The 12,646-nt window shown below is 69.9% G+C and carries 13 protein-coding genes; 4 read left to right on the top strand and 9 right to left on the bottom strand.

Going from position 1 to position 12,646, the window contains the following annotated elements:
- Positions 1 to 194 precede the first annotated feature (194 nt).
- Genes DEU34_RS00915 through DEU34_RS00905 form a run of 3 tightly spaced genes read left to right on the top strand, consistent with a single transcriptional unit; the run spans position 195 to position 2,105 of the window.
- Positions 195 to 623 (top strand): GntR family transcriptional regulator, encoded by a 429-nt coding sequence (locus tag DEU34_RS00915; RefSeq protein WP_259459987.1) that lies wholly within the window; start codon positions 195 to 197, stop codon positions 621 to 623.
- A gap of 4 nt (positions 624 to 627) precedes the next feature.
- On the top strand, positions 628 to 1,467 hold the full coding sequence (locus DEU34_RS00910; RefSeq protein ID WP_183042295.1) for an ABC transporter ATP-binding protein: 840 nt from the start codon (positions 628 to 630) through the stop codon (positions 1,465 to 1,467).
- Complete coding sequence (locus tag DEU34_RS00905; protein ID WP_183042294.1) at positions 1,464 to 2,105, top strand: ABC-2 transporter permease; 642 nt, start codon at positions 1,464 to 1,466, stop codon at positions 2,103 to 2,105. Before DEU34_RS00910 ends, DEU34_RS00905 begins: the two co-directional genes overlap by 4 nt.
- An 80-nt stretch (positions 2,106 to 2,185) precedes the next feature.
- Here DEU34_RS00905 and DEU34_RS00900 read toward each other — a convergent pair whose 3' ends face one another.
- Both DEU34_RS00900 and DEU34_RS00895 read right to left on the bottom strand, forming a co-directional pair.
- Entirely contained in the window at positions 2,186 to 2,650 is a 465-nt protein-coding gene (locus DEU34_RS00900; RefSeq protein ID WP_121147985.1) for a BphX family protein, read from the bottom strand.
- A 38-nt stretch (positions 2,651 to 2,688) separates the two neighbouring features.
- Positions 2,689 to 3,336, bottom strand: coding sequence for a TetR/AcrR family transcriptional regulator (locus tag DEU34_RS00895; RefSeq protein ID WP_183042293.1), 648 nt, complete (start codon positions 3,334 to 3,336; stop codon positions 2,689 to 2,691).
- Positions 3,337 to 3,396: 60 nt separating this feature from the next.
- On the opposite strand from DEU34_RS00895, the gene DEU34_RS00890 reads away from it, so the two are divergent.
- Entirely contained in the window at positions 3,397 to 4,680 is a 1,284-nt protein-coding gene (locus DEU34_RS00890) for a glycosyltransferase (protein ID WP_121147980.1), read from the top strand.
- A 13-nt stretch (positions 4,681 to 4,693) separates the two neighbouring features.
- On the opposite strand, the gene deoC is transcribed toward DEU34_RS00890, so the two are convergent.
- The 7 genes from deoC to DEU34_RS00855 all read right to left on the bottom strand — a co-directional run bounded on the left by deoC (position 4,694) and on the right by DEU34_RS00855 (position 12,470).
- Entirely contained in the window at positions 4,694 to 5,356 is a 663-nt protein-coding gene (gene deoC / locus DEU34_RS00885; RefSeq protein ID WP_121147978.1) for a deoxyribose-phosphate aldolase, read from the bottom strand.
- A 16-nt stretch (positions 5,357 to 5,372) separates the two neighbouring features.
- On the bottom strand, positions 5,373 to 6,389 hold the full coding sequence (locus DEU34_RS00880; protein ID WP_121147976.1) for an ABC transporter permease: 1,017 nt from the start codon (positions 6,387 to 6,389) through the stop codon (positions 5,373 to 5,375).
- Positions 6,386 to 7,897: a sugar ABC transporter ATP-binding protein gene (locus tag DEU34_RS00875; protein ID WP_121147973.1), complete on the bottom strand. Its 1,512-nt coding sequence runs from the start codon at positions 7,895 to 7,897 to the stop codon at positions 6,386 to 6,388. Before DEU34_RS00875 ends, DEU34_RS00880 begins: the two co-directional genes overlap by 4 nt.
- The gene (locus DEU34_RS00870; protein ID WP_121147971.1) at positions 7,894 to 8,838 is read right to left on the bottom strand and encodes a sugar-binding transcriptional regulator; all 945 of its coding nucleotides are present in this window, start codon (positions 8,836 to 8,838) and stop codon (positions 7,894 to 7,896) included. Before DEU34_RS00870 ends, DEU34_RS00875 begins: the two co-directional genes overlap by 4 nt.
- Positions 8,835 to 10,355: an FGGY-family carbohydrate kinase gene (locus tag DEU34_RS00865; protein WP_121147969.1), complete on the bottom strand. Its 1,521-nt coding sequence runs from the start codon at positions 10,353 to 10,355 to the stop codon at positions 8,835 to 8,837. Before DEU34_RS00865 ends, DEU34_RS00870 begins: the two co-directional genes overlap by 4 nt.
- Before the next feature lie 16 nt (positions 10,356 to 10,371).
- Positions 10,372 to 11,418 carry a galactitol-1-phosphate 5-dehydrogenase gene (locus DEU34_RS00860; protein WP_220659908.1) on the bottom strand — a complete coding sequence of 349 codons (1,047 nt, stop codon included), beginning with the start codon at positions 11,416 to 11,418 and terminating at the stop codon, positions 10,372 to 10,374.
- Between the two features lie 68 nt (positions 11,419 to 11,486).
- On the bottom strand, positions 11,487 to 12,470 hold the full coding sequence (locus DEU34_RS00855) for a substrate-binding domain-containing protein (RefSeq protein ID WP_121147966.1): 984 nt from the start codon (positions 12,468 to 12,470) through the stop codon (positions 11,487 to 11,489).
- Positions 12,471 to 12,646: the final 176 nt, after the last annotated feature.

The raw sequence follows: 12,646 nt of genomic DNA, 5'->3' as shown, positions 1-12,646 counted from the left end.
ACCTGCCCACCCGCCCCCGCGCACGGACGGCGCCGTCTTCGCTCCTCGAGGATCGAGAGCGGGCTGCCCGAGGGCCGTCAGGCGATCGTCGGAGCATCGGCTCGCTCCTGCTCCTCGCCATTGGTGCGCTGGGCCTGGCGCAGGCCATCCGACGGAGGCGGGCGGTCGATTCCTCGTCCTGATCGTTCCCCGGGGTGGCGCTCTACGACGAGACTGTTATTGTGTATATATACAGAAGGGAGCTCGTGAAGATCATCATCTCCACCGACACCGCGGCGCCGATCTACGAACAGATCAAGACGCAGGTGCGGACGGCCATCCTGTCCGGAGAGACGGCCGCCGGAACGACCCTGCCCTCGCTTCGCCACCTGGCGGCCGACCTGCGCGTCAGCGTGATCACCATCACGCGCGCCTACAACGACCTGGTCGCGGAGGGCCTGGTGAAGAACGAACACGGCCGCGGGTTCGTCGTGCGCGAGGTCGACTCCGATCTCGCGACGACCGCGCTACGACATCGCGTGGACGCTGCGCTCCGCGACCTCCGCATCGCCGCCCACCACGCGCAGCTCGACATCGACGACATCCATCGACTCCTCGACGACGTCTGGAGAACACATGACTGACACCATGGCACGCCTCGATGATGTGGCCATCCGCCGCCGCTCCTTCGCGCTCACCGACATCTCGCTCGACATCCCCCGCGGCGCGATCGTCGGTCTTGTCGGCCCGAACGGCGCGGGGAAGACCACCCTCATCCGCACGCTTCTCGGGCTGGTGACGCCCGACTCCGGCACCGCCGAGATCATGGGGCTCCCCGCCGGCTCGCCGGCGGCGCTGGCACGCACCGGAGTCGTGCTCGATCAGCCGGCCGCCTCCCCCGACTGGCGCGTCGCCGGCATCGGTCGCCGGCTGGCACCGTTCTACGACCGGTGGGACCAGCAGCGCATGGACGACCTGCTCGAGCGCTTCGCCGTCCCGCGCAACAGGCGCGTGGGGGAGCTGTCCCGGGGACAGGGCATCACGCTCACCCTCGCCACCGCCCTGGCGCAACGCCCGGAGCTGTTGATCCTCGACGAGCCATCCAGTGGCCTCGACCCGGCCTCGCGTCGCGAGATCAGCGACGTCATCCGGGAGTTCATGATCGATCCCGACCACGCGACCCTGTTCTCGACCCACATCACGACCGACCTCGACGACCTCGCCGACGACCTCGTCGTCCTGGTGGGCGGCCGCATCGCGCGCCGAGGCCCCCTGGCGGACGTGCGCGACGAGTACGCGGTCGCCCGCGGCTCCGGCCCGCATCCCGACCGGGGTCTGATCGGCGTGCAGCGCCTCGGGCCGCAATGGTCCGCATTGATCAACGTCTCCGAGACCAGCGCCTTCGGCCCCGACATCGTCATCGACGCGGCCAGCGTCGACGACATCATCATCCACCTCTCCACCGAGCACGAGCGGAGCGCAGCATGACGATCCTGAAATTCGCCCGATTCGACCTGGCTTCGTGGCTCCCCCGCAAGCAGACGATCCTCCCCCTCGCGTTCATCGTGGTCGTTGCGGCGGTGCTGCCCGTTCCCGGCATGGCCGTGGTCGCGGCCGCCTTCGTCGCGTCGATCATGCTGTCCGCCCCCTTCTTGGGCGACGAGCGCGGTCGACTCGAGACCCTCTACGGCATCCTCCCGGTGTCGCGCGGCAGTGTGGTCTTCGGCCGCACTCTGGCGATCCTGGTCTTCACGGCGATCGCCGCGGCCATCGCCCTGGCCGCGACCGCGGTCGTCTCCCTCGTGAGGGGCGACACGGTCGCCGCCGAGCTGATGGGAGTAGCGCTCGCCGCCGGATTCGCGTTCATCGGCCTGGCCATGGCGCTGCAGCTGCCGGTGCTGTTCCGTATCGGCTATGCGCGCGGGCGGCTCGTCACCTACGCGCCGGCTCTCGCCATCGCCGCATTCCTGTGGCTGAACCAGGCGCTGGGTCTCGTCGATCTCGCCGACGGCGTTTCGGCCTCTGCGACGCAACTGATCGGCGCGGGCGTCGGCCTGGGGCTGGCCGGTGTCGTGGTCGGCGCGCTGCTGGCGACCCGCCTCTACCGCACGCGCGAGCTGCGCTAGCCGTCATCGCGCGCGGGCGCGCCGGCCTCCCGCGCGGGCCGCGGGCGACGCATCCCCACGGTGCGCCGCCCGCGGCCCGGTCACCAGCCCGCGGCCGCCGTCGGACGGGCGGATGCTGCGGGCGTCGCGGGCGCACGACGAGCGCGACGCTGCCACCGCCGGAGGAACAGCACGCCCGTCGTGATCAGAACCAGGTGGAAGGCTGCGAAGGCGACGTAGCTTCCCGGCGAGTAGCCGCTCGCGATCATGTACACGTCATGTCCGACACCTCGCACGACCGACAACGCCACGAGCAGCCAGACCAGCGGCTCCCACCACCGTGGTCGGAACGAGGCGAAGACCAGGAACGCGCCGAGCACGATCTCCTCGAGCCCGAACATGAAGGTGACGTCGACGAACCCGTTCCACGCCGGGCCTCCCCGTGCCGCGTCGAACCCGGGCACGAGGACATCGACCCGGCCCGTGTTGAGGACGGGGATGAACGTGACGCCGAGCGCCACGTAGACGAGTCCGACGATGCGGAACCACCACGCGAGAAGTCTCATAAAGCGCACGCTAGCAGTTCATTAGACACATCGTCTAGTCAATTAGTGGACGGACCGCTCCATCGTTCGATGAGGCTCGCGAGCGCCCGTTCCATCCACGCGCGGTACCGCTGGTCATCCCACCCCGACCGTCTCACGAAGAAGTCATACGTCTCCGGACCGACGAGATGGTTGAGCTCGTCGGTGGCCTCCTCGACCGCCCCGGTCGACAGCATCCCGCGCTCCCGAGCCCATCGCGCGGCGAGACCGATGTCGGCACGGCGACGGGCGTCCAGGTCGGCGACGGCGGCGCGAGCGACGGAATCGGTCTCGGCAGCCACGGCCATGGCCTGCGTGAGCCCCGCGGTGCGCCGGTTGGCTTCGGCGACGTAGTCGAGCCAGCCGCGCAGCGCATCGGCGCTGTCGGGGCGCGCCATGATCTCGGCCATCTCCGGCCGCTCCGACAGGCTGTGCCGCCCCTCGTCGCCGGCGAAGGTGCGCTCGAACGCGGCGATGAGCAGGGCGGCTTTGGTGCCCGCCAGGCGCACCGACTGCACCGAGACGCCGGCCTCGCGAGCGATCGAGGTCATCGTGGTCGCGGGATACCCGTCGCGGGAGAACAGCGCAGCCGCCGCGTCGACGATGGCCGCGCGGGTTCGGGCGGCCTCGGCCTGCCGCACCGGCGAGGAATACGTTCTCGGCGTCACAACGACCTTCCATTTATGGCTAGAGTCTGCATCTAACGAAACTTTACGGGGGAGTACGCGGTGGCCACCTATCTTCTCGCGGCGAATCCGATCCACGGGCACGCCGGTCCGATCCTGAGCGTCGCCGGGCACCTCGTCGCACGAGGGCATCGGGTCGTCGTCCTGACCGGAAGCCGGTTCTCGTCGCAGGTCGAGGGCGCCGGGGCGGAGCACCGGGCGCTGACCGGGACCGCCGACTACGACGATCGACGGCCCGACACATACCTGCCCGACGGTGCGCGCTACCGTGGCGTCCGACGAGCCGAGTACGACATCCGCACCATCTTCGTCGAGACGATCCCCGACCAGTACCGATCGATTCGTCCGCTGATCGAAGCCCTGCGGCCCGATGCGGTACTCGTCGACGGCGCCTTCGCCGGAGTGCTGCCCCTCATCGCGCAGACGGATGACCGCCCACCCATCCTGGCGCTGGGGGTGACGCCCCTCAGTCAGACCTCGCGCGATGTCGCTCCCTACGGTCTCGCTCTTCCCCCTCCCCGCGGCCGGTTCGACCGGCTGAGGTACGCCGCCATGGGCGCCGCGGCGCGGCGCGTCGTCTTCGCGCCGACGCAACGAGCCGGCGCCCGCGCCTTCGCCGCCACCGGCGCCGAACTGCGCGGGTTCATCATGGACGCCTCCCGTCACTACGACCGGTTCCTGCAGACGGGCCCGGCGGCCCTCGAGTATCCCCGCACCGATCTCGCCCCCAACACCCGCTTCGTCGGCGTCCTGCCGCAGAATGCCACGATCTCCCGTCGCCCCTCCTGGTGGGGAGAGCTCGACGGCGAACGCCCGGTCGTGCACGTGACCCAGGGGACGATCGACAACCACGACTTCGGTCGGCTGGTGCGCCCCACCCTCGACGCCCTCGCCGATCGCCACGTGGCCGTGGTGGTGACCGCGGGCGGACGCGAGGTCGAAGCCATCGGCCCCCTTCCGCGCAACGCCTACGCGGCGAGCTACCTCGACTACGACGCGCTCCTCCCCCGTGTCGACGTCGTCGTCACGAACGGCGGATACGGCGGGGTGCAGGCAAGCCTCGCCGCCGGCGTCCCCCTCGTCGTCGCGGGCGGCACCGAGGACAAACCCGAGGTCGCGGCCCGTGTCGGCTGGACCGGAGCCGGAATCGACCTCCGCACCGGAACGCCGGATGCTGCGTCCGTCGGGTCCGCGGTCGCATCGATCCTCAACGACCGCTCCTACCGCGCCGCGGCGCAGCGCATCGCCGCCGATGCGGCAACGCACGACGCCCTCGGCGAGATCGCACGGCATCTCGCCGAGGCCGCCGGTGGTGTCACCCCGTGACGGGGGTCCGGCGTCAGTAGCCTGACCCGGCGACACCGTCCTCGACGATCGTGCGCGTGCTCGAGAGGCCGAGGCGCGAAGCGCCCGCCGCGATCATCGCCTCCGCGTCGGCGCGCGTGCGGATACCGCCCGAGGCCTTCACCTCGAGGCGATCGCCGACGGTCTGCTTCATGAGCTCCACGGCGTGCACCGTGGCACCGCCGCTGGGGTGGAACCCGGTCGATGTCTTGACGAAGTCGGCCCCGGCCGCCTCCGCGGCCCGGCAGGCGCCCACGATGGCCTCGTCGGGGAGCGCGGCCGACTCGATGATGACCTTCAACACCGTCGGCGACACGGCCGCTTCCCGCACCGCGCGGATGTCCGCCTCGACGTCGGCGAAGCGCCCCTCGAGAGCGGCACCCACGTCGATCACCATGTCGATCTCGTGGGCGCCCTGAGCGACGGCCAGTCGGGCTTCGGCGGCCTTGATCTCGGAATGATGCTTTCCGCTCGGGAAGCCCACGACGACGGCGAGCTTGAGCCCCTCCGGCAGATCGACGGGAAGGACAGACGGAGACAGGCACACGCTGTACGTGCCGAGCGCGGCGCCCTCCGCGATCAGCGCGGCGACGTCGTCGCGGGTCGCCTCGGGCTTGAGCAGGGTGTGGTCGACGTAACGTGCGAGCGAGGTGGTCATCGTTTCTCCGATCGAATCAACGAGCCGCGGCGAGTGCGCGACTGTCCAGCAGTTTGTTCAGCACGAGTGCGAGCACGAGGATGACGCCGGTGGCGATCATCTGCACGAACGACCCGATGCCCATGAGGTTGAACAGGTTCTTCAGAACCGACAGCAGCAGCACGGCGATGAAGGTTCCACCGACCCCGCCGCGTCCGCCGAACAGGCTCGTACCACCCAGCACCACCGCAGCGATCGCGTCGAGCTCTGCGCCCTGGAACGCGGTGGGCTGACCGATCGTGAGGCGACTGGTCAGCAGCACTCCGGCGAGCGCCGCCGTCAGCCCCGAGAACCCGAAGACGGCCATCTTGATGAGGTTCACCGGCACGCCCGACAGTCGCGCCGCCTCCTCGTTGCTGCCGACCGCGTAGATGTACTCGCCGAACGTGGTGTAGCGCAGGATGAGCCCGGTGAGCAGCGTCACCCCGATGAAGATCACACCGGTCAGGGGCAGAATGCCGAGGTAGCCGCCGCCGATGATGGTGAATCCCTCCGGAAGCCCGCTGCCGGCGGGGCGTCCGTCGGTCAGCGTGAACGCCCACCCCCGCACCGCGGTGAGCCCCGCCAGCGTCACGATGAATGCCGGCAGGCGGATCCAGGCCGACACCGCGCCCATCAGCATGCCGATCCCGACGCCCGCGGCCAGCGAGACGAGGATCGCCACCGGGATGGGTACGGCACCGTCGAGGAGGATCGCGACGATCATTCCGCTGAGGGCCGCAACTGAACCGACCGCGAGGTCGATGCCCGAAGTGAGGATCACGAGGGTCATGCCCACGGCGATGATGCCGGTGAGGCTCGACTGCTGAAGCAGATTGGCGAGGTTGCGCGCGGTGAGGAACTCGGGGCTGAGCAGGGCCGCGATCGCGCAGATCACGACGAAGACGATCAGGAGGTTGCCCTTGATCAGCCAGGTCGATCCCCGCTGGCGCCACGATGGCGCTGTCGCAGTGGTGGTCGTCGGCTCCGCCGGCGACGTCGTCGTCTCGTTCATGCTGCCTTCCCGCTGATGATGGTGTGACTGATGTGTTCCTCGGTGTCGGTGAGGGGGTCGAACTCGCCGACGTTCCGGCCCTCGTGCAGCACCACGATCCGGTCCGCGTTGGCCATGAGCTCGCCGAGCTCGCTCGAGGCCACGAGCACGGCGGCGCCGCGATCGGCCAGCTCGCGCACCTGCCGGTAGAGATCGGCCTTGGCGCCGATGTCGAGCCCGCGCGTGGGCTCGTCCAGGAGCAGGATGCGCGTGTCGCGGGCGAGCCACTTCGCCAGGACGACCTTCTGCTGGTTGCCGCCCGAGAGCAGGCGGATCTCCTGGTGCGGGCCCGCGTACTTCACCGCGAGCTGCGTGAGGATCGGGGCGGTGCGACGGTTCTCGCGCTCGCGCGGGAAGAAACCGGGAGCCCCTCTCAGCGCGGCGAGCCCGGCATTGCGCGCCACCGAGAGGTTCAGCAGCAGGCCCTGCGACTTGCGGCTCTCGGGCACCAGCCCGAATTTGTTGCGAACCGCGTCGCGCACCGTGCGATTGCGCACGGGGCGCCCGAATGCTCGCAGCGCCATCTGGGCGCTGCGTGCGCCGAACACCGCGGAGAGCAGCGTCGTGCGTCCGGCGCCGCCGAGACCGGCGAGACCCACGATCTCGCCGGTGCGCACGGAGATCGCGCGCACGTCGAGCAGAGAGGGGATGAGGACGTGGTCGATCTCCAGCGCGACCTCGTCGCCGATCTCGCGGCGCTCGCGGTGCTCGGTGAGCTCGCTCTTCTTATCGCCGATCATGTCGGCGATCCACCGCGTCGCGTCCGTCGACGAGACCGTGTACTTCGCCGCGTTCACCCCGTCGCGCAGGACGGTGATGCGGGTGCCCACGGCGCGGATCTCATCGAGACGGTGCGAGATGTAGATGACGGCGCGGCCTTCTGCGATGAGGCGACGGATGACGCGGTGCACGTTCTCGACGTCGGCCTCCCCGAGCGTGGCCGTCGGCTCGTCCATCACGATGATGCGCGCGTCGGTGGTCAGCGCCCGTGCGATGGCGGTGAGCTGCTGATCGGCGATGGGCAGGTCGGCGACTCGGGCGTCGGGCGAGAACGTCGCCCCCACGCGGTCGAGGTACGACGTGGCCTCTCGCCGCCGGGCGCCACGGTGGACGACTCCGGCCGTGTTCGGGGTGTGCCCGAGGAAGAGGTTCTGCGCGACGGTGAGGTCGCCGAAGAGGTCGAGCTCCTGGTAGATCACGGCGATACCCGCCTTGATGCCGTCGAGCGGGCGGTGGAACTCGACGAGCTCACCGCCGATCTCGATGGTGCCCGAGTCGGGTACGTAGCTGCCGGCGAGGATCTTCATCAGGGTCGACTTGCCGGCGCCGTTCTCGCCGAGGATGCAGTGCACCTCCCCGGCGTGCACGTCGAGATCGACGGACGACAGAGCGACGGTCCCGGGGAAGGTCTTGCGGATGCCGCGCATCCTCAGGACCGGGGTCTCGGATGCGGTGTGCGAGTCGGTCATCGTGGGGGGTCCTCCAGGAGTTCGAGCGCCGTGCCTTCGTCGGTCACGAGCACTGTGCAGAAGCGGTTGGCCACCACGGCGCGAGCGACGGCTCGCTTCGCCCGTCCGGCGATGACGGCGATCGACGACGTGGCCGCGCGCAGATCGTCGAGGGTGAGGCCGAGCGTGCGCTCGTCGAGCTCACGGTCGACGATGTTCCCGTCGGCGTCGATGTAGCGCCCGACGATGTCGCCGACCGCGCCCTTCTCCGCCAGGTCTCGCACGCCGTCCCCGGTCATGTAACCGCTGGTGACGAGCACCGACGAGTTGCTGACGGGGCCCGCGCTGAAGATGAGCGCGGAGGCCTGGCGCGCCCGATCGAGGATGGATGCGACGACGCGGTCGTCTTCGATCGCCCGACGCGTGGAGGCATGCTCGAGGATCGCCGGACTCGGCAGGAGGGTCACGTTTCCGCCGGCCTTCTGCGCGATCGCGGTGGCCGTCGCCGAGGCCATGCCGGCTCGACGGTTCACGGTGACGCCGCCGTTGATCTGCACGACCTCCACCCCCGACGCCCACCCCTCGGGGAGCGCCGCGGCGATCTGCTGCAGAGTGCGCCCCCAGCTGATGCCCAGCACCCTCGGTACCGGGCGCATCGAGGCCAGCAGCTCGGCGGCCGCCGCGGCGACGCGCTCGGAGAGCACGGCCTCGTCGGCGTCGGCCGGGACGACCACCGCCTCGCGAAGTCCGAAGGTCTCGCGCAGACGGCGCTCCAGGGGGAGGCGGCGCGCGCGGGGGTGAACGATCTCGATGCGCACGATGCCGCTCTCCTTGGCGAGGGCGAGGAGCCTGCCGACCTTCCACCGGTTGATGCCGACCAGCGCCGCGATCTCGGCCTGGCTCTTGCCGTCCTGGTAGTACAGCTCGGCGGCGCGGACGGCGAGCAGCTCGTCGTCGCTCATCGCTCGACCTCCGAGCTGCCACCCGCGATGTCGGCGAGACGCCCGCTGAGATCCGCCACCAGTTCGGTGGCCTCCAGGTACGACCCGTACGCAGCATCCAGCGGCGCCACCGCCGCGGGGTCGGGCTCGATGGTGCGGTACTCCGGGGTGAAGCGTCCGGCGACATCGGCGAGGGGTTCGCCCGTGGCCGCGGCGACCCCGAGGATGCCGAGCGCCCGAGTGGTGAGGTTCTCTCCGTCGACGAGGCCGATCGGGCGACCCAGAGCATCGGCGGTGGCCTGCGTCCAGAGCCGATTGTGCCGGATGCCGCCGGTGAAGAAGACGTCGGTGGTATCAACGCCGACGTCTTCGAACGAGCTCAACACCTGACGGGTGCCGAACGTGACCGCCTCCACCGTGGCGCGATACAGGTGCTCGGGGGTCGTGCCCAGCGAGAGCCCGAGCACCGCTCCGCGCAGCTTGGGGTTCTTCAACGGGGTGCGGTTGCCCATGAAGTGGTCGAGCACGAGCAATCCGTGCGCCGCCGGAGCGACCGCTTCCGCCCGGGCGATGAGATCGCCGATCCGGTCGCGGGTCACACCCAGGATGCGTTCGGACAGCCACGACAGTGCGGCTCCCGCCGAGATCTGCCCGCCCTCCACCAGCCAGCGTCCCTCGGTGAGAGCGCCCGGGTAGGGGCCCCAGATCGTGGGGGCGAACACCGGCTCGTCGAGCTCGGCGATGAACGCGTTCGACGTTCCGGCGACGACGGCGACCGGATTGGCGCTCGCTCCCCGCAGAGCGACGAGAGCGAGGTGCGCGTCGATGCCGCCGGTGACGACGATCGCCCCGGGAGCGACGCCGAGCTCGGCAGCCGCCGCCGCGGTGAGCTCCCCGGCGACCGAGCCGGTCGGGAGGATCTCCGAGGGGAGCTTGTCGGCGAGACCGTCCACACCGAGGGCGTGATAGAGGTCGGCCGGAAGCGACCCGGTGCGGTGGTCGTAGTTCCACTTGCAGGTCGCGTTCATGCGCGACCCGACCCACCGGTCCGTCAGGCGCAGGGTGAGGTAGTCGACCGATTCACCGATGTACCGGGCGGCGGTGTAGATCTCCGGCTCGTGACCCGCGAGCCACATCGCCTTGGGCACGAGCCACTCGGCGCTGTCGGTGCCACCGGCGAACCGCAGTGCCGGATGGTCGACCTCCGCGGTGCGCCGTGCTTCGGCGGCCGCGCGACTGTCCATCCAGAGCAGGGCGGGCCGCGACGGACGACGGTCGACATCGAGCACGACCACCGAGGAGGCGGTCGTGGCCACCCCGACCGCGTCCACGCGCGTGACGCCCGCCTCGCTCAGCGCGGAACGCGAGGCTTGCACGGCCGATCGCCACCAGTCCAGCGGATTCTGCTCGGCCCACCCCGGTCGCGGATAGCTCGTCAAGTACGACGCCGAGGCATCGGCGAGCCGTCGCCCGTCTGCGGCGAAGACGCCTGCCCTGGCACCCTCGGTGCCGATATCGATCGCGAGATAGAACGCCATCGTCCCCGTCCGTCCGTCAGTCCTGATTCGGAAGGAACAGTACCTTCGAGCTGAAGATCGAGCGCTCGCCGAGCTGCTTCATCGTCTCGGGAAGGGCATCCAGTCCCAGTTCGTGGGTGATCATGAACTCCCAGCGCAGGCGTCCGTCCGCGAACGCCGCCGCCGACTCCGTCCATTCCCGGCCCGGGAACGGCGCGGAGAAGGAGTTCCAGCTGCCGTGGAGCGTCGCCTCGCGACGGAGGAAGTGGCTGAAGGTGCTCTTGTCGAGCTCGACGGGACGGTGCGGGATGCCGATGAAGGCCGCCTCACCCCGACGCGCGGTGAGATTCGTCGCGAGCGCGATCGTCTGCGGCACACCGGCCGACTCGATCACGACGTCGAATCCGTCGTGCCCGGCGTGTGCGAGCGCCTCGTCGTCGTTGACCGCTGTGAGGTCGGCTCCCGCCTCGCGGGCCATGTCGGCCTTCTCGACGCTCACATCGACGGCGAGCACCTCACGTGCGCCCAGGATCTTCGCCCACTGGACGGCGAACAGACCGATCGGGCCGGCGCCGATGACTGCGACGCGCGAATCCTTGCCGAGCCGGGTGCGGTAGATGGCGTGCAGGGCGATGGCGGAGGGGTCCATCATCGCGGCGGCGCGGGGATCCACGCCCTCGGGCATGACGAACGCGTTCGAGGCGTTGACCGATACGAACTGCGCGTAGGCCCCCTCCTGGCGGCTGCCGAAGTATCCGTAGTTCTCGCAGAGGGAGAACTGGCCCGCGCGGCAGCTGTCGCAGGTGTTGCAGGGGATCAGCGGCGGCACCGTGACGAGCTGTCCGACGGCGAGGCCGTCGACGTCCGCGCCCACGTCGACGATGTGACCGGAGAACTCGTGGCCGCAGATGATCGGCGTGTAGTACGCGCCCGCGAAGTTCATGCGGGGGATGTCGGAGCCGCACACGCCGCACGCGGCGACCTTCACCAGCACATCGCCGGGGCCGATCTCGGGCACGGGCACTTCTTCGACACGGATGTCACCGGGCGCGTGCATCACGGCGGCGGTCATCGACTCGGACATGTTCTCCTCCGATTGGGGGTGGGGTAGGAACCGGTGCGGGCCGCGGGGCGACCCGCACCGGTCGGGGACTACTTGGTGGCCTGCGCGAAGAGCGTCGAGCCCACCAGGGCCGAGGCGTTCGCCTTGGTGACCAGTTCTGTGCCGGCGTCGATCTCCGCGTCGACGGATTCGCCGGAGGCGACCGCGATGGCCGTGTCGGCCGCCGTGGCTCCGAGGGCGATCGGGTCGTTGAGGGAGGTCGCGACGTACTGGTCGCCGTCGGCGATGGCCGAGACCGCCTCCATCAGACCGTCCACGCCGGCCACGAGCACGTCGGTACGGCCGTTCTCCTGGAGCACCTGCAGTGCACCGAGGGCCATGTCGTCGTTGTGGGCGTAGACGACCTTGACGTCGGCGTTGGCCTGCAGGAGGTCCTGCATGGCGGTGACGGCGTTGGAGCGGATGTACTCCGCGTACGGCCCCTCCACGATCGTGACGGCGCTGTCTCCCTCGAACGCCTTGTGGAAGCCGGCCGAGCGGTCCATGGCCACCGTGCCGCCGGCGTCACCCTGGATCTCGATGATCTTGCCGCCCGTCGCGCCCAGCGCCTTCTTCACCTCGCCGCCGACGAGCTCGCCCATGGCGACGTTGTCGCGCCCGACGTGAGCGACGGCCCCCTCGGCCGAGCGGTCCACCGTGACGACGGGAATGCCGGCGGCCTTGGCCGAGGCGAGGCTGGGCGCGATGCCCTGCGGATCGACGGGGTTGATGAGGAGGACGTCGACGCCGCGGGTGATGAGGTCTTCGATGTCGTTGTTCTGCTTCGTGATGTCGCCGTTCGCGTCGACATATTCCAGCGAGGCGCCCGCGGCCTCGGCCGCCTGCTTCACGCCGTCGCCGAGTTCGACGTAGAAGGGCGATTGCTGCGTCGCCTGGCTGAAGCCGACGACGACATCGCCGTCGTCCGCGCCGGACGCAGCGCCGGTGCCGCCGGGCGTGGTGGTCACCGAGCACGCGGTGATGCTTAGGGCGAGGGCCGCGAGAGTCGCGAGCCCGAGAACTGCCTTTTTCATGGACTGAACCTCCTTGGTCAGTGGGTGCCTGCAGAACGCTAAGCAATCGATCTGCTGCGTTCAACTTTTGAGCAGCCTCCTGCTCACATGAGCACTTCGCCCTGGATCGCGTGCGCATATGCGCACGGATTGCGCACATGCGGCCCCACCGCGACGACCCGGTGGGACCCTCGCGC

The organism is Microbacterium sp. AG1240 (genome assembly GCF_003635115.1).
GTDB lineage: Bacteria > Actinomycetota > Actinomycetes > Actinomycetales > Microbacteriaceae > Microbacterium.
The sequence above is the reverse complement of the archived record's forward strand: the minus strand, read 5'-3'. Positions and strand labels throughout refer to the sequence as shown.